Raw genomic sequence first — 21,985 nt, forward strand, 5'->3', positions numbered from 1 at the left:
TTGTCGCGCGCATCGTGCCAGATCACCCGGCGGACAGGAAAGAACGATCACGTACGCTGGGCCGGTGCCCCAGGAGCAACAGCCGCGGCCGGAGCCGCTCGACCCGCCGATGGTGCCGTTCGCCGTCGCCGGGCTGATCGCCTGGGCGGTGGCCGGTCTGGTGCTGCTGATCTTCTGCCGGGGCTGGCTCACCGCGCACGGCCACCAGAACTGGCTCTGGACCTGTCTTGCCGGTTTTCTGTGGGGCTTTCCCGGTTTGGCCACGATGATGCGGCACGACGCCAACCGGCGTCGCCGCCGGGCCGCCGCCGCGCGTCAGCGCTGACCGGTCAGGAGTGCGCGTACGGCTCCGCCGGCTCGGCCGCCTCGGCGGGAGCGGGGGCCCCGCCGACCGGCACCGCCTCGACCGCGCTGTCGTCGTAGATGGTGGGCAGCTCGGCGACCGGCGTCTCGGTGGTGTCGACGAGCGTCTCCGAGTGCGCGCCACAGCCGTGGTCGGCGCTCACCACCCGACCGTCGTCCGGGGCGAAGAAGTTGCCGCACGCCCCGAAGGACTGCCGCAGCGAGCCGGCCAGCGGCAGGTAGAAGCCGCAGGTGCCGCAGCGGGCGGCGGCCGGTGCGGCGGTCGAGATGGCGGCGTCCGGGCCGTGGTCGCCGTCGTACCACCGCTGGGCGGTGTCCGCGCGCCCCTCCCGGGACAGCACCCGGGCCCGACCGAGGCCCAGCTCCCAGGCGGTCTCCTCCACGGCCGGGTCGTCGGAGAGCAGGTACCCGGGGGCGAGCCGCTCGTCGTCGGCCGGGCTGGGCAGCAGGTCACCCGGACCCAGGTCGCCCGGCTGGAGCCGCTCCTGCCAGGGCAGCCAGCCGGGGGCGAGCATCGCGTCCGAGCCGGGCAGCAGCACGGTCTCGCAGATGGTGACGTGTCTGCTGCGCGGCACCCGGGTCACCGTGACGGCCCAGCGCCAGCCGCGGTAACCGGCCATCCGGCAGTCGAAGTAGTGGGTGACGACCCGGTCGCCCTCGGCGACGGCCTGGAGGTGGTCACCGACGTCGGTCGGCTCCACCTCGGTGATGGCGTCGCGGGCCACCTCGACGGCGGCGGCGCAGACCTGGTCGAGCCGGGGGGCGCGGGCGGAGGCGGGCCTGGTCACTCCACCATTGTTCCCCATGCCCGTCGGCGGGTTCTCTCCGGGTGATGCGGCACGCACGGAGTAGATGGGTCAGGATGGGACACATGGCGCTGTCCTCCCGCTCCGGCCGCTCCTTCCTCGGGCGGACCGTGGGCACCGGCATCCGCGCCACCCGGCTGCTGTTGCGGGGCTCGCTGCACGGCGGGCGCTGGATGACTCGCCGGGCCGGCACCGCCCGGGCCCGCAGCGCCGGCAACGAGGTGGGCATGGTCCGCCTGTTCGACCTGCACGCGCTCTCCTGCGCCGGCGACACGCTGATCGCCATCGGCCTGGCCGGGACGATCTTCTTCGACGTGCCGCTGGGCGAGGCGCGCAACAAGGTCGCGCTCTACCTGCTGGTGACCATGGTCCCGTTCGCCATGCTCGCACCGGTGGTCGGCCCGCTGCTCGACCACTTCCGCCACGGCCGGCGGTACGCGCTGGCCACCACCATGCTCGGCCGGGCGTTCCTGGCCTGGCTGATCTCCGACTACATGGGCGGGCTCGGGCTCTACCCGGCGGCCTTCGGGGTGCTCGCCCTCTCCCGCGCCTACGGCGTGGCCCGGTCCGCGGCGGTTCCCCGGCTGCTCCCCGAAGGGTTGGGGCTGTCCCAGGTCGGCGCGCGAGCCAGCGTCTACGGCACGGTGGCCGGCGCGCTGGTCGCCCCGATCGGGTTGGCCGCGTTCTGGTTCGGGCCGCAGTGGCCGCTCCGGGTCGCCACGGTGATCTTCCTGATCGGCATGGTCGTCTCGCTCCGGCTGCCGCCCAAGGCCGACTCGGAGCCGCCGGAGCGGATGCCGCACCCACTGCGGGCGATGCGCCGCCGCGACGGCGAGCGCCCGCTGGGCCGGGGCCGCCCCGCCGGCCGCCTGGTGATCGCCACGTTGATCGGGGCCGCGGCGCTACGCGGGATCTACGGCTTCCTGCTTCTCTTCCTCGCCTTCGCCATCAAGGCCGGCGACCTGACCACCGACTTCTTCGGCCGTGAACTCGGCGCCCAGGCCGCGTTGGGCCTGGTCGGCGGCGCGCTGGCGGTCGGCACGTTCCTGGCCACCGCGCTCGGCACCCGGCTGCGCATCCACCGGCCGACCGCGATCCAGTCCAGCGGCTCGATCGTCGTGGCCGGCGTGGCGCTGCTCGCCGCGATCAAGTTCTCGCTGCCCATGGTGGCGCTGCTCTGCCTGGTGGCGGCGCTGATGAGCGGGATCGCCAAGCTGGCGGTGGACGCCTCGATCCAGGAGCGCATCCCGGAGCGGCTGCGGGCCAGTTCGTTCGCGCACTCGGAGACCGCGCTGATGCTCGCGTTCGTGGCCGGCGGCGGGCTGGGGCTGGTGCCGTTCACCGGCCTGATCGGGGTGGCGGTAGCCGCCGGCGTGGCCGCGCTCGTGGCCGTACGCGGTGTGCTGATCGCCGGCCGACTGCGCGGCGAACACCTGGTCGGTCGCCCGCTCGGCGACGACGAGGTGATCAGCGGTCGCCCGCTCGGCGACGACGAGGTGATCAGCGGTCACCCGCCGGTCACCTCGTTCGACGACCCGGCACCCACCTCGCCCGCGCCGCAGCGGGTCGACATCCCCCCGCCGGACGACGACGCGCTCGCTCCGCCCGGCTTCCACATCTACCGCCCCTCCTCGTCGGTCGGCGGGGTCGGGGCGGCGGAGGACGAGAACCGGCGCGATCCCCGGGGGCCGGTGGCGTGACCGGTCTGCTGGTGGTCACGGCGGTGCCCGCCGAGGCCGAGGCGGTCCGCGCCGGCCTCACCGACCCGACCGTGACGGTACGACCGGTCGGCGTCGGCCCGGCCGTCGCCGGCGCCGCCACCGCGCGCCTGCTGGCGCTGGCCGAGGCGGCCGGCCGGCCGTACCGGGCGGTGGTCAGCGCCGGCATCGCCGGCGGCTTCGTCGGCCGGGTCGCGGTCGGCGGCACCGTGCTGGCCGACCGCAGCGTCGCCGCCGACCTCGGTGCCGAGTCGCCGGCCGGGTTCATCCCGGTCGAGGAGCTGGGCATGGCGCCCGAGCTGCTGGGTGGCGGCCGGACCGTGCCCGCCGACCCGGCCCTGCTGGACGCGCTGCGCGCCGCGCTGCCCACGGCGACCGTCGGCACCGTGCTCACGGTCAGCACCGTGACCGGCACCGCTGCCAGCACCGCCACGCTCGCCGACCGGCACCCGGACGCCGTGGCCGAGGCCATGGAGGGGTACGGCGTCGCCGTGGCCGCCACCCACGCCGGGGTCCCCTTCGCCGAGCTGCGGACGGTCTCGAACCCGATCGGCCCCCGCGACCGCGGCGCGTGGCGCATGCGCGAGGCGTTCGCCGCGCTCACCACCGCAGCCGCGGCTCTCCGCTGACCGGCAGCTCGAACCGCATCACCGCGGCCCCTCTCGACTCGACCCGGAAGCCGCATCTGCGCAGCAGGCCCACTCCCGGCTCATCGGTGACGGCGTGTGCCGACGGTATGTCGCAACGGGCCATTTCGGCGGTCAGCGCAGCCACCAGCCGCCGACCGATGCCGAGAAGCCGGTACGCCGGCGCCACGAGCACCCCGTCCAGCACGAGGTGGCACCGGCCCGGCAACGGGAAGCCGAGGAGCAGTTCGTCGCTGCGCTCGTGTGCGCGCAGCTCGCCGATCAACTCGCCGTCCGGCAGCTCGGCGACGAATCGCCAGGACGTCGCCGGCAGCGTGGGGTCGAGGTGTCGCCGGACCTGACACTCCCGGCGCACCCAGGCCCGGGCCCGGTCGCGGTCCCGGTGTTCGCGGTCGAGTCGGTAGGTCACGGCCGGCAGGGCCGACGCGTAACCGGAGAGGGCCGGGAAGTGCGCCCACCAGGCCCCCGGCCAGTCCTTCGGCTCGCGGACCTCTCGGGCATCCAGGTGCGCCGGGCAGTGCCGCCCCGCCGCGTCCCGCAACTGTTCCGACACCGTCGGCAGCAGCCGATCCCTCTCGCCCGGGGGCGCAATGATGACCCGCCCGCCCGCTGCCACGACCAGCCGCGCGACGGTGCGGAAGCTCGAACCCACCGACCGCCCGCACTCGATGCGGGCGACCGTCGTCTGCGGGACTCCCGATCTCTCGGCGAGCTCACGCTGACTGAGGTCGGCCGCCCGACGCAACGCCCGCAGCGTCGCTCCCAGATCGGTCGCTCCCAGATCCGTCGCTCCCACATCTGTCGCCCGCGGATCGGTGTTCGGTTCGGCGTCAGTCACCGTGCCATGTTCGACCGTCACCGCGTCGTCCTCCACCCTGCGGCAACTTCCTGTGGATAACCATGTGGAAAAGCCGTTCCGCTGGGGACGAGGGGTCCGCGAGCGGCCCCTGCAAACTTGATGGCAAAGGTGAGTCAGTCCTTCCGCCAGCGGTGCACGTCCCGGCGTGACCAGCACAGGCGAGGTTGCCCAGTGGGGACTGACCCGGCGGGTGTGCCCGCGTGGGCGGGGGTGAACGACCGGACCGATGGCCGACCCGTTCACGCCATCAAGTTCGCAGGGCCGGCGAACGACCTCTCCGCCACCAGGGAGCGAGCGAGCCGCGTCGGTCACACTGGTCGGGTCGGGGTGGCGGTCGGCACCGGCGACGGAGTTACGGTGAACGGGTGGCGCTCTCCCTGGCGATCTCCCCCTGCCCGAACGACACGTTCGTCTTCGACGCGCTGGTGCACGGCCGGGTGGCCGGGGCACCTCCGGTCGAGGTGACCTACGCGGACGTGGACGTCACCAACACGGCCGCCGAGCGTGGGGCGTTCGACCTGGTGAAGGTGAGCTACGCGGCGCTGCCGTGGCTGCTCGACGACTACCATCTGCTGCCCTGCGGCGGCGCGCTGGGCCGGGGCTGCGGCCCGCTGGTGCTCACCCGGGGCGACCGGACCGACCTGTCCGGCGCGACGGTGGCGGTGCCCGGCGAGCGGACCACGGCGTACCTGTTGTTCCGGCTCTGGGCGGCGGACCAGGCGCCGGCGCGGATCGAGGTGGTGCCGTTCCACGAGATCATGCCGGGCGTGGCGGCCGGCCGGTACGACGCCGGTCTGGTGATCCACGAGGCCCGTTTCACCTACCCGCGCCACGGGCTGACCGCGCTGGTCGACCTGGGCGAATGGTGGGAGGGCGACACCGGGCTGCCGATCCCGCTCGGCGCGATCCTGGCCCGCCGTGGCGCGGTCGACCCGGTCGAGGCCGCCGCCTGGATCCGGGAGTCGGTGCGGCAGGCCTGGGCGGACCCGGAGGCCAGCCGCGGGTACGTCCTCGCGCACGCGCAGGAGATGGAGCCCGACGTGGTGGACCGGCACATCGGCCTCTACGTCAACGAGTTCACCGCCGACCTGGGTGAGGCCGGCTTCGCCGCCGTGGAGGCGCTGCTGGGCCGGGCCGCCGACGCCGGGCTCGTCCCTCAGACCTCCAGCTCGCGCGCCACCGCGTGGACCAGCTGAGCGATCTTCTGCGCGGCCTTGCGATCCGGGAAGCGCCCCCGGCGCAGGTCCGGCTGGACCTTCGCCTCCAGCACCTTGATCATGTCTTCGACCAGGCCGTGCAGTTCCTCGGCCGGCCGGCGACGCAGCTCCGCCACGGACGGCGGCGCCTCCAGCAACTTCACGCCCATGGCCTGGGCGCCCCGCCGGCTGTCCACCACGCTGAAATCGACCCGCTGGCCACCCTTCAGGTCGGCGACACCCGCCGGTAGCGCGCCCTTGGGCAGGAACACGTCGCCACCCTCGTCACTGGTGACGAACCCGTATCCCTTGGCCGCGTCGTACCACTTCACTCGACCCGTCGGCACCTGTCGAACCCCGCTCCACTCGAACCGTCTACCCCTCCAAGGCTAGCCCGATGATCCGGTCCACCGCCGCCGGGAATTCGCCGAGATCATCAAGCACCAGTTCGGCCCCGGCCGCGCTCAGCTCGGCCGCCGAGCACGGGCCCGTTGCCACTCCCACGCCCGGGATTCCCGCTGCTCGTGCGGCCGCCATGTCGGCCACGTGGTCACCCACGTAGAGCGTCGCGCCGTGCTCCCGCAGCGCGGTCGCCTTCTGCTCGGCGAACAGGTCGCCGGCCAGCTCGTCGACGGCCAGGTCGAGGTGGTCCAGGTGCAGTTTCGCCAGCCGGCCGATCTTCGAGGTCACCACCATCACCCGCCCACCGCGCTCGTGCACCGCGCGCACCGCGCCCTCCGCGCCCGGCATCGGCACCGTCGGCGTGATCGCGTACGCGGGATACAGCTCGCGGTAGAGCGTCACCGCCTCCTCGATCCGCTCCGGCGGAAACCAGTGCGCCAGCTCGGTGCGCAGCGGCGGGCCCAGTCGGGACACCGCCAGTTCCGCGTCCACCGGCACGCCGGTGCGCTCGGTCAGGGCCCGGTAGGCGGCGGCGATCCCGGGACGGGAGTCGACCAGGGTCATGTCGAGGTCGAAGCCGACCATCAGCGGAGGCATGCCGAGAACGTACCCAGCGGGCTAGCGTGGTACGACGATGACCACCTCACTCGCCGACCATCTGCGGGCCCTCCCCGACGAGTCGCTGGCCGCCCTGCTCCAACTGCGGCCGGACCTCGTCGTGCCGGTGCCGGCGGACGTGTCCGCTCTCGCCCTGCGCGCCCAGTCCCGGGTCTCCGTGGCCCGGGCGCTCGACGGGCTCGACCAGTTCACTCTCCAGATCCTCGACGCCGCCCGGCTCACCCGGGGCCCCGACGGCGCCACCTCCACCGACCAGATCCTCGCCACGGCCACCGCCGGGCCGCACCCGCCCGCCCCGACCGCGGTCCGGGCCGCCGTCGACCGGCTCCGGGCGCGGTTCCTGCTGTACGGCCCCGAGCACGACCTGACCGTGGTGGGCGGCGTCGACGAGGTGTCCCCGTACCCGGCGGGGCTGGGTCGCCCGGCGGCGGAGCTGGACGCGCGCGCGGCGGCCCTCTGCGCGGACCCGGCGAAGCTGCGGCGGGCGCTGCTCGCCGCGCCGCCGTCGGCCCGGGCGGTCCTGGACCGGCTCGCCGCGGGGCCGCCGGTCGGCACCGTGGCGCCGGGCGCACTGGAGGCCCCCGCCACCGGCGGCGAGGACGTGCTCCCGCCCGACCTGGTCAACGGCGGCGCGCCCACCGGCTCCCCGATCCGCTGGCTGGTCGAGCACCACCTGCTGGTGCGGATGTCCGGCGGCCCTCACGGCACGGTCGAGCTGCCCCGGGAGGTGGGGTTGGTGCTGCGCCGCGACACCGGTCCGCTCGGCCCGCTGCGCACCAGCCCGCCCGAGGTGTCCGCCCCGCCCCGGGAGACCAAGGCCGTCGACTCGGCCGGGGCCGGGCAGACCATGGAGGCGGTCCGGCACACCGAGGCGCTGCTGGAGGCGCTTGTCGTCGAGCCGGCCCCGGTGCTGCGGTCCGGCGGCGTCGGCGTACGCGACCTGCGCCGGCTCGCCCGGCTCCTCGGGCTGGACGAGCCGACCACCGCGCTGATCTTCGAGGTGGCGTACGCGGCGGGGCTGACCGGTGAGCTGGAGCTGACCGGCGCGGCCACCACCCGGTACGGCGGCGACCAGCAGATCGCGCCCACCGGCGGGTACGAGGTGTGGCGCGCGGCGTCGCTCGCCCAGCGCTGGGAGCAGCTCGCCCGGGCGTGGCTGGCGATGACCCGGCAGGTGGGTCTGGTCGGCCAGCGGGACGACCGGGACCGGCCGATCTCGGTGCTCTCGCCGGAGGCGGAACGCGCCGGTGCGCCGGCCGCCCGCCGCGCGGTGCTCGCCGTGCTGGCCGACCTGCCGGCGGCCACCGCGCCGACACCGGACGAGGTGCTGGCGCTGCTGGAGTGGCGGGCGCCCCGGCGGGCCCGGGGACGGGAGACGGCGCACCGCGACGTGCTGGCCGAGGCGGCCCGGCTCGGGGTGACCGGGCTGGGCGCGCTCACCTCGTACGGGCGGCTGCTGCTGGCCGAGCTGGCCGACGCCGACGAGCGGGGCGACGACCCGCTGGGGCTGCGCTCCGACGCTGAGTCGGGCGACCCGTCGACGGCGGTACGCGCACTGGACGGGCTGCTGCCCGCCCCGGTCGACCACGTCCTCGTGCAGGCCGACCTGAGCGTGGTGGTGCCCGGCCCGCCCGACCCGGCGCTCGCCGCCGAGCTGGACGTGGTGGCCGAGCACGAGTCGGCGGGCGGGGCGAGCGTGCACCGGGTGACCACGGCCAGCATCCGGCGGGCCCTGGACGCCGGGTACACCGCCGACGACCTGCACGCGCTGTTCCGCCGCCGGTCGCGTACCCCGGTGCCGCAGGGGCTGACCTATCTGGTGGACGACGTGGCGCGCAAGCACGGCGGGCTGCGGGTCGGGTCGGCCGGGGGCTACGTGCGCAGCGACGACGAGGCGCTGCTCAACGAGGTGCAGGCGGACCGGCGGTTGGAGTCGCTGGCGTTCCGCCGGCTGGCCCCGACCGTGCTGGTCACCCCGTACCAGGTCAACCGGATGCTGCTCGCGTTGCGCGACGCGGGATACGCGCCGGTGCCCGAGGACGCCAGCGGCGCGACGGTGCTGTCCCGGCCGAAGAACCGGCGGGCGCCGGCCCGGACGCCGCTCACCGGCCGGACGGTGGACCCGCTGGCCACGCCGAGGCTGCCGATGCCCCGCCTGCTGGGCGTGGTGGAGCAGATCCGCCGGGGCGAGGCGGCGGCCCGGGCGGCGCGGCGGGCCCCGGCGGTGGTCCGCGGCGGACCGGCGGTCACCGGCCCGACGGCGGTGCCCGGGCACGGCGACGCGTTGGCGGTGCTCCAGCAGGCGGTGCGGGACAAGGCGCGGGTCTGGGTGGGTTACGTCGACGCGCACGGGGCGACCGCGTCCCGGCTGGTCCGGCCGGTCTCGATCGGCGCCGGCTACCTGCGCGCCGAGGACGACCGCACCGAGATGCTGCACACGTTCGCGCTGCACCGGATCACGGCCGCCGTGCTGGAGGAGTGAGTCACTCCCCGTTGCGGCGCAACGTGCCGATCACCGAGATCGCCAGCAGCAGCGCGAACGCCGCGCCGGCGGACTCGCCGACCGAGTCGACGAAGCCCTGCCGCTGCACCAGCAGCCCGAAGAGAAACCAACCGAACACGCCCGCGGCGGCGGTCGCGTAGCCGACCAGCACCGCGGTGGAGACCTGCGGCGGCGTCCGCTCGTCCTCGGGAAGCACGTCCTGATCGACGGTCATGCCAGCCCCTCCCCGCCCGGTGGTGGACCCGGCTCCCAGGGTACCGGCAGCTCAGGTGCCGGGACGGCGGCCGATCACCACCACGCGGGTGCCGACCGAGCCCAGCTCCCAGAGGCGGACCGCGTCGCGGTGCAGCAGGTTGACGCAGCCGTGCGAGCCGATCGCGCCGTTGTGCAGGTAGGTGGTGGTCTCGTGGAAGCCGATGCCGCCGTTGAACTGCTGCCAGTACGGCAGCCACACCTCGTACGGGTTGGACCACTCACGCAGGTTCTTCCAGCCGACCGAGTACGTGCCGGCCGGCGTGGCGTAGCCGGACATGCCGGTGCGGGTGACGGTCGGGCCCAGCACCACCGTGCCGCCGCGCATCGCCCACACGGTCTGCCGGGTCAGGTCCACGCAGAACGTGAGCCGGGCGCCGGCCCGGCAGCGGGACACGTCTGTGTCGGCCAGCCGCTTCGCCACGTCGTACGTGGTGGGGCCGGCGCGACCGGAGGCCGGGCTGATGCCGTACCGGTTCTGGAACTTCTTGATCGCGACGCAGTCGGCGGCGGACTGCGCACCGTCCACGGTCAGCGTCCCGAACCCGCCCAGCCGGCTCAGGTAGCGCTCCACGGCCCGTTGGTGCTCGCCCTGCGGGCACCCGGCGGAGCGGCTCGGCTTCGGCTTGGGCTTCGGGGAGGCGGTCGCCGACGGCGACCGGGAGGGTTTCGGCGTGGCCGTCCGGCTCGGCTGCGCCGGCGGGGACGTGGCCGACCGCTCGGGCGTGGGCGGCGCGCTCGCCCCCGATGCTCCCTCCGTCAGCCCGACCGGCGCGGGGGTGGTGACCCCGGCGCCCTCCGTCTGCGGATCGAGCGCGCACGCGCCGACGCCGACCAGCACGACCACCGCCAGGCCGGCGACCCGGGCGAGAAACCGGACACGCTGCATGGGCCCTCCCTGGACAGTTGTCCCGCTTGCTAGACGTGTGAGAGGAGTATGACGTTGCCTGTCCAGCGAGACTTTTTTCTGACCTTCCCCGGCGTGCAACACTGGATGGTCCGCCTTCGGCAGGTCAGCCGCCGTGCGGGCAGGTTTCCGGGCCAGGCGAGGAGGACGCGGCGTGAGTGGTGGACCACTGATCGTGCAGTCGGACAAGACGCTGCTGCTGGAGATCGACCACCCGGACGCGCAGGCCTGCCGGATGGCCATCGCGCCGTTCGCCGAGTTGGAGCGCTCCCCCGAGCACGTGCACACCTACCGGCTCACCCCGCTGGGGCTGTGGAACGCGCGGGCGGCCGGTCACGACGCGGAGGGCGTGGTCGACTCCCTGATCAAGTATTCGCGCTACCCGGTGCCGCACGGGCTGCTCGTAGACGTGGCCGAGACGATGGACCGGTACGGCCGGCTCCAACTCGCCAACGACCCGGTGCACGGGCTGGTGCTGCGCGCCCTGGACCGGGTGGTGCTGATCGAGGTGGCGAAGAGCAAGAAGCTCGCCGGCATGCTCGGCGCGAAACTCGACGACGACACCATCGCGGTGCACCCGTCCGAGCGGGGCCGGCTCAAGCAGGCGCTGCTCAAGCTCGGCTGGCCGGCGGAGGACCTGGCCGGGTACGTGGACGGCGAGGCACACCCGATCGAGCTGGCCGAGTCCGGCAAGGACGGCGGCAGGCCGTGGACGCTGCGGTCGTACCAGCGGGAGGCGGTGGAGGCGTTCTGGGCCGGCGGGTCGGGCGTGGTGGTGCTGCCCTGCGGCGCCGGCAAGACGCTGGTCGGGGCCGCGGCGATGGCGGAGGCGAAGGCGACCACGCTGATCCTGGTCACGAACACGGTGGCGGGCCGGCAGTGGAAGCGGGAGCTGATCGCCCGCACGTCGCTGACCGAGGAGGAGATCGGCGAGTACTCGGGCGAGCGCAAGGAGATCCGTCCGGTCACCATCGCCACGTACCAGGTGCTCACCTCGCGGCGCGGCGGCGCGTTCACCCACCTGGACCTGTTCGGCGCCCGCGACTGGGGCCTGGTCGTCTACGACGAGGTGCACCTGCTGCCCGCGCCGATCTTCCGCTTCACGGCGGACCTCCAGGCCCGCCGCCGGCTGGGCCTCACCGCGACGCTGGTCCGCGAGGACGGCCGGGAGGGCGACGTGTTCAGCCTGATCGGCCCGAAGCGGTACGACGCGCCGTGGAAGGACATCGAGCAGCAGGGCTGGATCGCGCCGGCGGAGTGCACCGAGGTTCGGGTGACGCTCACCGACGCGGAGCGGCTGGCGTACGCGACGGCGGAGGCGGAGGAGCGCTACCGGATGGCGGCGACCGCCCGCACCAAGCTGCCGGTGGTCCGCGCGCTGGTGGAGCGGCACCCGCAGGAGCAGGTGCTGGTGATCGGTGGTTTCCTCGACCAACTGCACCAGCTCGGCGAATACCTGGACGCGCCGATCGTGCAGGGGTCCACCACGAACAAGGAGCGGGAGCGGCTGTTCGACGCGTTCCGCTCCGGCGAGGTGCGCACACTGGTGATCTCGAAGGTGGGCAACTTCTCCATCGACCTGCCGGAGGCGGCGGTGGCGATCCAGGTGTCCGGCACGTTCGGGTCGCGGCAGGAGGAGGCGCAACGGCTGGGCCGGGTGCTCCGCCCGAAGGCCGACGGCCGGCAGGCGCACTTCTACACCGTGGTCTCGCGGGACACCATCGACACCGAGTACGCCGCGCACCGGCAGCGGTTCCTCGCCGAGCAGGGGTACGCGTACACGATCGTGGACGCCGACGACGTGCTCGGCCCGAAACTGCCGACGGTCGAGTAGCGAACCGGGTCCGGCCGACTGTCGGTCCACAGTGGCACAATCGTGGCCGTCACTGGAACACCGGAAGGGACCCGAGTGAAACGCCGTATTCTCTCCGCACTGACGGTCGCCACCGTCGGCCTCGCCGGCGCGGCCGTGGCGGCCTCGCCGGCCTCGGCGAGCGACGCGCCCGGCTTCGTCTGCAACCTCACCCAGAACACCTGGCTGCGGGCCGCACCGCACGGCATGGTGCTGCGCACCCTGACCGCCGGGCGTGGGTTCCGCGCGCACGGGGGCTGGGCCGAGGACGACGACGCCTGGGTGTACGGCCACGGCGCCGAGGACCCGTCGCTGGACGGCTGGGTGCCGCTGGGCAACACGACCTGCTGATGCGGGGCTGCTGATTCGGGCAGCGGAGGGGACGGCCGAGGTGCGAGGTGGCCGTCCCCTCCGACGCGTCAGCCCTGGCCGCTGGCGCGGAACGCGACCCAGGCGTCGCTCATCCGGTCCGCCTGGCCCGGGGTGAACATGTCCATGCAGGAGTCCTGCGTGTAGTCCATGAAGTTGTGGATCGGGTCGAGGCCGGGCGCGGTGCAGGTGTCCGCGCCGACCGGGCAGTTGAACTGCGGTGCCGCCTCACGCGGCGTGTCGGCGACGAAGTCGCCGGAGGCGGAGCAGCCGTGCGCGAACGTGTGCTCCAGCATCAGCCAGTGCCCCACCTCGTGGGTGAGCGTGTCGCCGAGCGCGTACTTGCCGGCCGTGCCGCCCGGCATCGACTCGTCGAGCATGACCACGCCGTCGATGTAGTCGCGGCCGTTGTTGTAGCCCTTCGGGAAGTACGCCCAGCCGAGCAGCCCGCCGCCGATGTTCGCCGCGTAGACGTTGAGCGTGCGGGAGTCGCCGGTGTAGAGCGCCTTCTTCATGTCCCGCTCGTTCTTGCCCGGCTCGACGGTGTACCAGGTGCTGTTCACGGTCCAGGTGGTGTCGACGAGCGAGAAGCGGAACGGCGTGTCCGAGGCGTCGGCGGCGGTGCGGCCGGCGTACGAGTCGTTGAGCACGGTCATCTGCGCCGCGATCAGCGTGTTCCACCGGGCCTTCTCGGCCGCGCTCAGCTCGTGGTCGGAGATCATGTGGAAGATCGTCGGCACGGTGACGCTGCCGTTGGCCAGGCGCGGCACGTCCTTGATCACGCCGTACGCGTTGGCCTCGTTCTTCGAGTAGAGCTCCGGCTCCTGGGCGGTGGCGCCCTCGCTCACCCGGGCGACGCTGTGCTGGTCGGCGCCCGGCTGGCAGGCGGCGACCTGGGCGGAGGCGGTCACGGGTGCGGCCGTGGCGTGCGCTCCGCCGGTCAGGAACGTGGCGGCGGCCGTGGCCAGCACCGCCAGGTGGATTGTCGGTTTCCTGTGCATCGCTGCACCTTTCGAGAGGCATGAAAGGAACACGGAACCGACGCGGGGTTGTCAAAGCTGCGGGTCGATGACGTCGTCGTTCCGACATAAGACCACGTCAGCGGGCTCCGCAACACCCCCCGACGCTCGGCACCCGAGGGCCTCCCGGTCCCCTGCAAACTTGATGGCAGGGATGGGTCAGCGGGCGCGGACTCAGCGGCGATCCGACTCGGCGACGAACACACCTCGGCCGGGGCGACCCACCAGCACGCCCCGCTCCCGCAACCGCGCCACCGCTCGGTGGATCGTCGCCACGGACACGTTGTAGTGGTCGGAGAGTTGCTGAGTGGACGGGATCTGCGAGCCGGGCGGGAACTCGCCCTCCTTGATCCGCCTCAGCAGATCCTCGATCAGCTCACCCATGGTCGGCGGAATCGGCACGTGGTGGCCCCTTGCAGTCGGTTGGCCCCCCTCCAGTATCGAGCAGTAGGTGAGACAGCGGCAACAACTGACGTAGGGCCGAGACCACGCAACCACGCGACCCGCACCGAAGGGCGGTCACCTCGTGCGCGACCCGTTCCGTTGGCCGACGCGACGGCCCGACGAACCCCCGCCGCCGTACCGCTCCCCGCTGCGCCCCGCCCAGGTGCGGGAACGCTGCTTCTCGGTCCGCCGGCACGGCCTCGACCCGGCCGAGATCCGCACCTTCCTGCACCGCGTCGCCGACGAGCTGGCCGTCGCGCAGACCACGATGGTCGCGCTGCGGGAGGAGAACGTCCGCGTGAAGAACGCGCTCCGCGCCTGGCAGAGCGCGCAGTCGGCGCAGCACCGGTACCGATGACCGAGCGTTGGGTGATCCACCTGCCGGTGACCGCGCCGGACCTGCACCGGGCGCGCGTCTTCGCCCGTACCGCCGCCCGGGTACTCGCCCAGCTCAGCGCGCGGGTGGAGCCGGGCGGTGCGCGCTACCGGCGGATCACTTCTCGGCGTGCGCCCGTCGCGCGCCCTGGCTCCGACGGCGCTGACCCGCCCACGCCATCAAGTTCGTAGGAGATCGGGGCCTCAGTCGCACGTCTAGTCCGTCTTGGCAAGGCGGCTGCCGACGCCGGCGTGGTATTCGAGAAGGTTCGCGAGGGTGGCAGCCATACGGTCTACCGGTACGGTCTGCGGAACGTCGTCATACCGCGACACAAGGAGATCAACGAACTCACCGCGCGGGGCTTCCTGCGCAGCCTCGGATTGAGGCAGGCAAATGAAATACACCGCCACGTGCGTACGCAGCGGGGGCTGGTGGGCCATCACCGTGCCTGAGATCAGCGGCCTGTTCTCCCAGGCGCGTCGACTCGACCAGGTGGAGGGCATGGCCCGCGAAGCCATCACCCTCCTCCTTGACGTCGACCCTCAGGCTGAAGAGTCCGCTGAAGAAGCCACCATCACTGCAGTGCGTGCCCTGCTCGCCAAGGGTTACACGGTGCGCGACGCGGGCGCCCTTCTCGGCATTTCCGCGCAGCGCGTGTCACAGCTGGCACCGAAGAGGGCCGCCAGCATCCCCGACAAGGGTGGAGAGCAGGCCTACCCACCGAGCCAGGATGCCGCCGCAGCGTGAACGTGCGGTCTCCGCTCGGCAGACCACTCGCCCACCTCCCGTTCGTTGACGTCGTCGACAATTCACACCGCCTGCGCCGGGTCGTCCGTCAGCGACGCAGGTAGCGTGCCCGACGGCCGGCCTCGCGGAAGCCGAGCCGGCGGTACAGCCCGGTGGCCGGGTTGTCGTCGTTGACGCAGAGCCACGCGGCGTCCGCGCCCACCTCGGCGAGCCCACGCAGCACGCGAGCCACCAGGTACGCGCCGACCCGCCGGCCGCGCCAACCGGGCACCACGCCGACCTGGTCGATCCAGTTGTCGAGCACGGTGACGAAGCCGGCCGCGCCGCCGTCCGGCCCACGCGCGACCATCGACAGCTCCGGTCGGTAGCCCTCGTCGTCGCGCAGGTCACCCAGCCATTCCTCGGCCGCCGGCTCGACGAAGCCGGGCCGGTCGGCGAACGACGCCCGGTAGGTGTCGAACAGCTCCGGGCCGAGCGTGGCCGGCTCCAGCGTGACACCGTCCGGCGCGACCACGTCGGGCGGCGCGTCGAGGTCGTGCCGCAGCACCCGTTCCAGGAACGTCCGCCGTAGTCCGCGCGCGACGAACAGCGCCTCCGCTTCGGCGGTCCACGTCTCGGTGGTGAGCAGCAGGTCCGTGCCGCCCGCCTGCTCGCTGGCCCAGTCCAGCAGCGTGCCGCCGAGGCCGCGTCCGCGCCAGGACGGATGCACCAGGCCGGTGGCGGTGGCCGGCGCCCGTCCGGTGCCGACCCCGATGGCCGCGACCGGGCCGCCGTCGTGCCAGGCACCGAGGGTACGCGTCTGGAGCAGCCGCGCCCGCAGCAGCGGAGTACGCGTGAACAGCGGCAATCCGCCGTCGACAGCGAGGCACGCCTCGACCAGCCCGGTCAGCGCGGCGAGGTCACTCTCGCCGTACGCCCGCCAGACCAGCCCGTCCCCCCGACTCACCATGCACCCCTCCCGACAGCGTTGATCTTGCAGTTTACGCCCCGGCAGAAGCCACGAAAACGGCATTTCCCGGACCACAACTGCAAGATCGACGCGAGGCGCCGGGGGTCAGAGGCGGCGGGTGTGGGGTGGGGCGGGGTGGGTGGGGTTGGCGTGGATCACGAGGGTGGCGCGGGCGGCGAGCGGGGCGAGCAGCCACTTCAGGGGCTGCTCGTGTTCGACCGGGTCGACCAGGAGGCGGTCGCCGGGACGCAGGTCGAGCTGCGCGGCGATCTCCGCGGCCAGCCGCCGCCACGCGCCGAAGCTGGTGCCGTCCGGGGTAGCCGGGTCGGCCGGGTCCACCGCCGTGTAGTCCGGCGGGTCGGCGGGGTGCCGCAGCACCTCGGCCGACCAGTCCAGCCAGCCCGGCGGCACCTCGTCGACCGGGTCGGGACGCACGCCGACCAGGTAGCGGTGGGTCCCGTCGGGCACGTCCTCCAGCCAGTCGTCCAGGCGCTCCGGGGTCACGAACACCGCGTCGAAAGGCCGGTCCGCGCCCGGCTCCAGCGCCGGCAACCCGGCCAGCGCCCGGGGCCGGAAGGACACCGTCAGCCCGACCGACCACGCGCCGAGCAGCACCGCCGCGGTACGCCAGTGCGGCGGCAGCAGCACCGCCACCCGGTCACCGGGACGCAGCCCACAGCCGTCCCGCAGCAGCCCGGCGCTGCGAGCGACCCACGCGCCGAGCTGCGACGCGGTCAGGTCGGTGCGTTCACCGGTGGCGTCGTCGAGGTAGCTGAGCAGCGGCTCGTCGGTGGCGACGGAAGCGGGTGCGTGGGTGGCCATCGGATGTGCTCCTCCCGGGCGGCCGGCTCAGCCTAGCGGGGCGAACCGGTCCACCAGGAGCGCCAGCCGACGCTCGTGTTCGGCCCGCCGCAGCCGACCGTCGCGCATCAACGTGACCAGGCCGTGCAGCCCGCTCCAGAAGGTCTCGGTAAATGTTTCCAGGTCGTCCTCGCCGGCGAACGGACGCAGGGTTTCGGCCAGCTCGGCGAAGGCTCGGGCCAGCTCGACCGGGGCGTCCTGGCTGGCGAAGGAGAGGGCGACGGGGAGCCTGAAGATCGCGTCGTAGAGCGCGGGCCGACGTTCGGCGAATGCGGCGTACGCCGTAGCGATGCCGGCCACCGCCAGCCGGGGGTCGGTCGCGGCGGCGCGGGCGGCGGCGAGTTCGGCGGCCAGCTCGCCGCAGCCTTCCACGGCGACCGCCGCCATGATGGCGTCCTTGCCCTTGAAGTGGCTGTAGAGGACGGGCTGGCTGTACTCGATCTCGGCGGCGAGCCGGCGGGTGGTGACCGCGTCCCAGCCCTCCGACTCGGCCAGTTCCCGGGCGGCGGCGACGATGGCCCGCTCGCGCTCCGCCCGCTCCCGCTCTCGGCGCGCCTGGATGGACATGGCCACAACTCTAGCACCGCTAGGCAATCTAACGACGCTCTGCTAGCGTCGCTCATGCCCCTAGCAGCGCTAGATTCGGAGTCGACCATGCTCAACGTCCTCGCCTACGGGCTCGCCGTCGTCCTCAGCCTGTTCATCGTCTTCATCGGCGCCCGCTTCCTGACGACGCCCCGGAACGCCGCCGCCGGCTACGGCGTTCCGGCGTCGACGGGTGGGACCGAATCCGCCTACCTCACCGTCAAGGGCGTCCGCGACCTCACCTACGGCCTGGTCGGACTCGCTCTGATCGCCTTCACCAGCGCCGACGCCGTCGCCTGGTTCATGCTTGTCGTCGCGCTCGCCCCCTTGGGCGACACCGTCATCGTGCTGCGGCACGGCGGCACCCGGGCCGTCGCCTTCGGCATCCACTTCGCCACCGCGCTGGTCATTCTCCTCGACGCCGCCCTGCTGTTCGCGCTCTAGCCGAGCCGCCGCCCCTCGGGTCCGTGACCGTCGACTTTGGTCACGGGCCCCTCGGCCGATGGCCGTATCGACGGGCCGGACGGCTGCGGCACGGTGCGGGCATGACGACCGAACCCCTACGCCGTCGGCTCGCGCCGGCGGTCGCGTTGCTGCTGCTCGCGCCTTGGACCGCCGAGTGCTCCTGGGGCGGATTCACGCTCGTCGGCATGCCGTTCGTGGTGCTGGTGCTCGCCCCGATGTACGGCGGGGCCGCGCTGCTGATCCGGGAGACCGCCCGGCGGCTCGGACTGGGCTGGCCGGGGATCGTGCTGCTCGCCGCCGCCTTCGGCGTGGTCCAGGCCGGCCTGGTCGACCAGTCGCTGTTCAATCCGGACTACCTCGACGACACCCAGTTCGCCGACGCCCGTGCCGTCGCCGAGGCGACGCTGGTGCCCGGCCTCGGGTTCAGCGCCCGGCAGGCGGTCGACTACGTGGGCAACCACGTGGCGTTGACCATCTGCGCGTCGATCGCGCTCGTCGAGTCGTACCTCGGGGCGGGTCGCCGGTCGCGGTCCTGGCTGGGGCGTCCGGGCCTGGTCGTGGCCGCGCTGCTCTGGCTCGGCGGCAGCCTGTTGGTCTTCGCCGACGACGGCGGGCGCAAGGGCTTCCTGGCCTCGCCGGTCCAGCTCACGTTCGCCGCCGGCGTGGCGCTGGCCCTGATCGCCGCCGCGCTGCTGCGCGCCGGACGCGCCGCCGACGCACGCCTCGACCCGGCCGCCGGCACGCCCGTCGACCGGACCGCCAGGACCGCGCCGAGGCCCGTCTGGGCGTGGCTGGTGGTGCTGGTCGCGTACGCCGGGGCCGGGGCCGTGCCGGGGTGGACCGGGATCGGCGTCGCGCTCGCGCTCGCCGTGGTCCCCGCCGTGCTGCTGACGCGCTGGTCCCGGCGGGCCGGCTGGGGGCAGCGCCACGTGCTCGCCGCCGGCTCGGCCGCCGTGGTCGTCGCGGCCGTCTTCGCGTACGGCGTGCCGACCTACACCCCGGCGGGCCCGGCGGCCGACCTGGTGGGTGACGTGGCGATCAGCGTGATCGTGCTGCTGCTGGTCGGCGGCGCGTGGTGGCGGGTCAGCCGGCGGGCAGCTCGGGACCGCCGTCGAGCAGCGGCGCCAGCAGATCACCCTGCTTCGCCACCCGCCTGAGCACCTCGGTGGCCGTGTAGGGCCGCGTCGCGGGCCGTTTTCCGGCCGCACCGGCCGCCACCTCGTCCCAGGTCAGCGGCGTGGAGGCGGCCGGTACGGGCTGGGCGCGCAGCGAGTACGGCGCCACGGTCGTCTTCGCCGCGTTGTTCTGGCTCCAGTCGATGAAGATCTTGCCGCCGCGCAGGTTCTTCGCCATCTTCGACACGATCAGCTTCGGGTGCGCCTGCTCCAGTTCCTGCGCGATCCGCTTGGCGTAGCCGGAGACGACGTCGGCGTCCTGGGTGCCGGCGATCGGGCAGCAGAGCTGCATGCCCTTCTTCCCGGACGTCTTCGGGTACGCGTCGATCCCGTCGTCAGCCAGTCGGTCACGCATCAGCAGCGCCACCTGGCAGCACTGCCGCAGCGCCGCCGGGGCGCCCGGATCCAGGTCGACCACCATCATGTCCGGGTGTTCGCCGACCTTCCACTGCGGCGTGTGCAGCTCCAGCGCGGCCAGGTTCGCCAGCCAGACCAGCGTGGGCAACTCGTCGCAGACCACGAAGTCGATGGTCTCCCGCCCCTTGGTCGACCCGGGGACGGGCAGGTTCTCGGTACGTACCCAAGCGGGGGTCGCGGCCGGTGCGTTCTTCTCGAAGAACGAGCCGCCGTCGACGCCGTTGGGGAAGCGGATCCGGGTGAGCGCGCGGTCGCGCAGGTGCGGCAGCAGCACCGGGGCGATCCGGGTGTAGTAGTCGATCACCTCGCCCTTGGTGAAGCCGGCCTGCGGGAAGAGCACCTTGTCCAGGTTGGACAGCTCCAGGGAGCGCCCCTCGACCTCGACCTTGAACCGGTCAGCCGGCATCCTCGACCTCCTCGGGCGGCTTGTCCGAGCGCAGGCGCAGGACCCGGGGGAAGCGCAGCCGCCCGTCCGGGGTGCGTTGGCCGTACTTGACCTCCACCACCACCCGGGGTGATACCCAGATCGCACCGCGCGCATCCTCGCGCGGCACGTCCCCGGCGAACGGCGACGCGCCGGCGCGCAGTGGCTCCAGCTCGCGCAGCAGTTCCCGTTCGACGGCCGCGCCGATGCCGCCGCCGACCCGCCCCCGGTAGACCAGCCGCCCGTCCGGGCCGGGCACGCCGACCAGCAGCCCGCCGACCCGGCGCGCGCCCGGCCGCCAGCCGCCGACCACGAAGTCGCCGGTGACCTCCAGCTTGACCTTCACCCAGTCCGGCGAGCGCACCCCGGGCCGGTAGGCCGAGTCGGCCCGCTTGGCCAGCACGCCCTCCAGCCCGTGCTCACCGGCCGCCGCGTAGGTGGCCGGCCCGTCGGTGAAGACCGGCGGCACCGCCCACCGGGCGGCGCCGAGCCCGAGCGCCTCCAGCGCCGCCCGCCGCTCGTGCCAGGGCCGGGCGGTCAGGTCCACGCCGTCGAGCCGCAGCAGGTCGAAGATCATGTACGTGACCGGCGCGGTCGCCGCCAGCCGTGCCGCCTTGGCCGGGTTGCGCACGTGCATCCGCTCGGCCAGCGCGGTGAACGACGGCTGCCCGTCCGTGAAGATCACCACCTCGCCGTCGAGCAGCGCGTCGTCGACCTGCTCGGCCAGGTTGAGCAGTTCCGGGTACGCGGTGGTGATCTCGACGCCGGAGCGGGCGTAGAAGTGCCGGTCGCCGTGGGAGATGTCGGCGAGCGCGCGGATGCCGTCCCACTTGAACTCGTACGCCCATGCGGCACCCGCCGGGAGCTGCCCGGTCATCGCGAGCATCGGCTTCAACGGCGCGCCGGGCACCTCCTGACTGTAGTAGGGCACGGAAGGGCGTGCGTGCCGTTCGATCGTTTGGGATTCTGGTCTACAACCGGGGAGAGGAGCGCGGGAATGCGGGCCATCTGGAAAGGAGCGGTGTCGTTCGGCCTGGTGTCGATCGGGGTGAAGGTCTACTCGGCAACCGAGGAGAAGGACATCCGGTTCCATCAGGTGCACCGCGAGGACGGCGGCCGTATCCGTTACAAGCGCACCTGCTCGGTCTGCGGCGAGGAGGTCACCTACGACGACATCGCCAAGGGCTACGACCTCGGCGGCGGCGAGATGGTCATCCTGACCGACGAGGACTTCGCCGAGCTGCCGCTGAGCACCTCGCACGCGATCGACGTGCTGGAGTTCGTGCCGGCCGAGCAGGTCGACCCGATCCTCTACAACAAGGCCTACTTCCTGGAGCCGGAGGGCACCGCCACCAAGCCGTACGTGCTGCTGCGGGACGCGCTGACCGACTCGGAGCGGGTGGCGATCGTCAAGGTGGCGCTGCGCCAGCGGGAGCAGTTGGCGACGCTGCGGGTCCGCGAGGGCGTGCTGCTGCTCAACACGATGCTCTGGCCGGACGAGATCCGTCAGCCCGACTTCGGCTTCCTGGACGAGGACCTGAAGGTTCGCCCGCCGGAGCTGGCGATGGCCAGCTCGTTGATCGACTCGATGGCCGGCGAGTTCGAGCCGGACGCCTTCACCGACGACTACCGGGCCGCGTTGCAGGAGGTCATCGACGCGAAGGTGGAGGGCCGCGAGGTGGTGCAGCCGGAGGAGGAAGAGGCCGCGCCGGCCGCCGCGGTGGACCTGATGGCCGCGTTGAAGGCGTCCGTCGAGCGGGCCCGGGCAGCCCGGGGCGAGACGCCGTCCGGCGGCGGGGCCGAGCCGACCCCGATCTCGTCGGCCCGCTCCGCGAAGAAGACCGCCGCGAAGAAGACCCCGGCCAAGAAGGCCGAACCGGCGAAGAAGGCCACCCCGGCGAAGAAGACCGCCGCGAAGAAGACGGCGGCGAAGAAGGCCGAGCCGGCGAAGAAGACCGCCGCAAAGAAGACCGCCGCAAAGAAGAAGACCGCCTGAGGGTACGCAGAGGCCCCGCCCGACGTCTTCGCTAC

The 21,985-nt window shown here is 73.3% G+C and carries 25 protein-coding genes; 12 read left to right on the forward strand and 13 right to left on the reverse strand.

All coding sequences use genetic code 11. The features are described from left to right. Nucleotides 1–64: 64 nt before the first annotated feature. The gene (locus AB0B02_RS02420; RefSeq protein WP_281943427.1) at nt 65–325 is read left to right on the forward strand and encodes a DUF2530 domain-containing protein; all 261 of its coding nucleotides are present in this window, start codon (nt 65–67) and stop codon (nt 323–325) included. Nucleotides 326–329: 4 nt separating this feature from the next. On the opposite strand, the gene AB0B02_RS02425 is transcribed toward AB0B02_RS02420, so the two are convergent. Continuing rightward, nucleotides 330–1,169, reverse strand: coding sequence for a DUF3027 domain-containing protein (locus AB0B02_RS02425; RefSeq protein ID WP_281943429.1), 840 nt, complete (start codon nt 1,167–1,169; stop codon nt 330–332). A 65-nt stretch (nt 1,170–1,234) separates the two neighbouring features. Here AB0B02_RS02425 and AB0B02_RS02430 point away from each other — a divergent pair, with 65 nt between their 5' ends. After that, on the forward strand, nt 1,235–2,869 hold the full coding sequence (locus tag AB0B02_RS02430) for an MFS transporter (RefSeq protein ID WP_357294747.1): 1,635 nt from the start codon (nt 1,235–1,237) through the stop codon (nt 2,867–2,869). Continuing rightward, complete coding sequence (locus tag AB0B02_RS02435; protein ID WP_281942750.1) at nt 2,866–3,516, forward strand: futalosine hydrolase; 651 nt, start codon at nt 2,866–2,868, stop codon at nt 3,514–3,516. The genes AB0B02_RS02430 and AB0B02_RS02435 overlap by 4 nt, the downstream gene beginning before the upstream one ends. Here AB0B02_RS02435 and AB0B02_RS02440 read toward each other — a convergent pair. Then, nucleotides 3,488–4,372, reverse strand: a complete 885-nt coding sequence (locus AB0B02_RS02440; RefSeq protein ID WP_281942749.1) for a GNAT family N-acetyltransferase — start codon at nt 4,370–4,372, stop codon at nt 3,488–3,490. The two genes, AB0B02_RS02435 and AB0B02_RS02440, sit on opposite strands and share 29 nt — an antisense overlap. A gap of 386 nt (nt 4,373–4,758) precedes the next feature. Between AB0B02_RS02440 and AB0B02_RS02445 the strand changes: the two genes are divergently transcribed. Then, entirely contained in the window at nt 4,759–5,589 is an 831-nt protein-coding gene (locus AB0B02_RS02445; protein WP_107154757.1) for a 1,4-dihydroxy-6-naphthoate synthase, read from the forward strand. On the opposite strand, the gene AB0B02_RS02450 is transcribed toward AB0B02_RS02445, so the two are convergent. Continuing rightward, entirely contained in the window at nt 5,550–5,936 is a 387-nt protein-coding gene (locus tag AB0B02_RS02450) for a cold shock domain-containing protein (RefSeq protein ID WP_073826071.1), read from the reverse strand. The genes AB0B02_RS02445 and AB0B02_RS02450 overlap by 40 nt on opposite strands. A gap of 28 nt (nt 5,937–5,964) precedes the next feature. After that, the gene (locus tag AB0B02_RS02455; protein ID WP_281942746.1) at nt 5,965–6,588 is read right to left on the reverse strand and encodes an HAD hydrolase-like protein; all 624 of its coding nucleotides are present in this window, start codon (nt 6,586–6,588) and stop codon (nt 5,965–5,967) included. Nucleotides 6,589–6,625: 37 nt separating this feature from the next. Between AB0B02_RS02455 and AB0B02_RS02460 the strand changes: the two genes are divergently transcribed. Beyond that, nucleotides 6,626–9,091, forward strand: a complete 2,466-nt coding sequence (locus AB0B02_RS02460) for a helicase-associated domain-containing protein (RefSeq protein ID WP_357294771.1) — start codon at nt 6,626–6,628, stop codon at nt 9,089–9,091. A 1-nt stretch (nt 9,092) separates the two neighbouring features. Here AB0B02_RS02460 and AB0B02_RS02465 read toward each other — a convergent pair whose 3' ends face one another. After that, entirely contained in the window at nt 9,093–9,326 is a 234-nt protein-coding gene (locus AB0B02_RS02465) for a hypothetical protein (RefSeq protein WP_281942742.1), read from the reverse strand. 51 nt (nt 9,327–9,377) lie between these two features. After that, nucleotides 9,378–10,253 (reverse strand): L,D-transpeptidase family protein, encoded by an 876-nt coding sequence (locus tag AB0B02_RS02470; RefSeq protein WP_357294783.1) that lies wholly within the window; start codon nt 10,251–10,253, stop codon nt 9,378–9,380. Between the two features lie 172 nt (nt 10,254–10,425). Between AB0B02_RS02470 and AB0B02_RS02475 the strand changes: the two genes are divergently transcribed. Together AB0B02_RS02475 and AB0B02_RS02480 are read left to right on the forward strand one after the other, a co-directional pair. Continuing rightward, nucleotides 10,426–12,105, forward strand: coding sequence for a DNA repair helicase XPB (locus AB0B02_RS02475; protein WP_281942738.1), 1,680 nt, complete (start codon nt 10,426–10,428; stop codon nt 12,103–12,105). 75 nt (nt 12,106–12,180) lie between these two features. Continuing rightward, nucleotides 12,181–12,474 carry a hypothetical protein gene (locus AB0B02_RS02480; RefSeq protein WP_357294800.1) on the forward strand — a complete coding sequence of 98 codons (294 nt, stop codon included), beginning with the start codon at nt 12,181–12,183 and terminating at the stop codon, nt 12,472–12,474. Between the two features lie 68 nt (nt 12,475–12,542). Here AB0B02_RS02480 and AB0B02_RS02485 read toward each other — a convergent pair whose 3' ends face one another. Both AB0B02_RS02485 and AB0B02_RS02490 read right to left on the reverse strand, forming a co-directional pair. Next, the gene (locus tag AB0B02_RS02485) at nt 12,543–13,493 is read right to left on the reverse strand and encodes a zinc metalloprotease (RefSeq protein WP_357294803.1); all 951 of its coding nucleotides are present in this window, start codon (nt 13,491–13,493) and stop codon (nt 12,543–12,545) included. Between the two features lie 192 nt (nt 13,494–13,685). Then, on the reverse strand, nt 13,686–13,913 hold the full coding sequence (locus tag AB0B02_RS02490; protein WP_357294810.1) for a winged helix-turn-helix domain-containing protein: 228 nt from the start codon (nt 13,911–13,913) through the stop codon (nt 13,686–13,688). 124 nt (nt 13,914–14,037) lie between these two features. On the opposite strand from AB0B02_RS02490, the gene AB0B02_RS02495 reads away from it, so the two are divergent. Then, complete coding sequence (locus AB0B02_RS02495) at nt 14,038–14,313, forward strand: hypothetical protein (protein ID WP_357294820.1); 276 nt, start codon at nt 14,038–14,040, stop codon at nt 14,311–14,313. A gap of 411 nt (nt 14,314–14,724) precedes the next feature. Beyond that, nucleotides 14,725–15,078: a hypothetical protein gene (locus tag AB0B02_RS02500; protein ID WP_357294825.1), complete on the forward strand. Its 354-nt coding sequence runs from the start codon at nt 14,725–14,727 to the stop codon at nt 15,076–15,078. 88 nt (nt 15,079–15,166) lie between these two features. Here the strand turns inward: AB0B02_RS02500 and AB0B02_RS02505 are convergent, their stop codons facing one another. The 3 genes from AB0B02_RS02505 to AB0B02_RS02515 form a co-directional block, all read right to left on the reverse strand. After that, a complete protein-coding gene (locus tag AB0B02_RS02505) occupies nt 15,167–16,027 on the reverse strand; it encodes a GNAT family N-acetyltransferase (protein ID WP_281943445.1) in 861 nt (286 codons plus the stop codon). A gap of 105 nt (nt 16,028–16,132) precedes the next feature. Continuing rightward, on the reverse strand, nt 16,133–16,849 hold the full coding sequence (locus AB0B02_RS02510) for a TIGR03089 family protein (RefSeq protein WP_357294842.1): 717 nt from the start codon (nt 16,847–16,849) through the stop codon (nt 16,133–16,135). Between the two features lie 27 nt (nt 16,850–16,876). Further along, nucleotides 16,877–17,455 (reverse strand): TetR/AcrR family transcriptional regulator, encoded by a 579-nt coding sequence (locus AB0B02_RS02515; protein ID WP_357294857.1) that lies wholly within the window; start codon nt 17,453–17,455, stop codon nt 16,877–16,879. 87 nt (nt 17,456–17,542) lie between these two features. Here AB0B02_RS02515 and AB0B02_RS02520 point away from each other — a divergent pair, with 87 nt between their 5' ends. Next, on the forward strand, nt 17,543–17,917 hold the full coding sequence (locus tag AB0B02_RS02520; RefSeq protein ID WP_281943449.1) for a DUF4267 domain-containing protein: 375 nt from the start codon (nt 17,543–17,545) through the stop codon (nt 17,915–17,917). A 101-nt stretch (nt 17,918–18,018) separates the two neighbouring features. Next, a complete protein-coding gene (locus AB0B02_RS02525; protein ID WP_357294870.1) occupies nt 18,019–19,095 on the forward strand; it encodes a hypothetical protein in 1,077 nt (358 codons plus the stop codon). Here AB0B02_RS02525 and ligD (AB0B02_RS02530) read toward each other — a convergent pair. Further along, nucleotides 19,022–19,936, reverse strand: a complete 915-nt coding sequence (gene ligD / locus AB0B02_RS02530; RefSeq protein WP_281943453.1) for a non-homologous end-joining DNA ligase — start codon at nt 19,934–19,936, stop codon at nt 19,022–19,024. The two genes, AB0B02_RS02525 and ligD (AB0B02_RS02530), sit on opposite strands and share 74 nt — an antisense overlap. Beyond that, nucleotides 19,926–20,864 carry a non-homologous end-joining DNA ligase gene (gene ligD, locus AB0B02_RS02535; protein WP_357295842.1) on the reverse strand — a complete coding sequence of 313 codons (939 nt, stop codon included), beginning with the start codon at nt 20,862–20,864 and terminating at the stop codon, nt 19,926–19,928. Before ligD (AB0B02_RS02535) ends, ligD (AB0B02_RS02530) begins: the two co-directional genes overlap by 11 nt. A gap of 87 nt (nt 20,865–20,951) precedes the next feature. Between ligD (AB0B02_RS02535) and AB0B02_RS02540 the strand changes: the two genes are divergently transcribed. Beyond that, entirely contained in the window at nt 20,952–21,950 is a 999-nt protein-coding gene (locus AB0B02_RS02540; protein ID WP_357294895.1) for a Ku protein, read from the forward strand. Nucleotides 21,951–21,985: the final 35 nt, after the last annotated feature.

Source organism: Micromonospora sp. NPDC049240 (genome assembly GCF_040647835.1).
In the GTDB taxonomy this organism is placed as follows: domain Bacteria; phylum Actinomycetota; class Actinomycetes; order Mycobacteriales; family Micromonosporaceae; genus Micromonospora.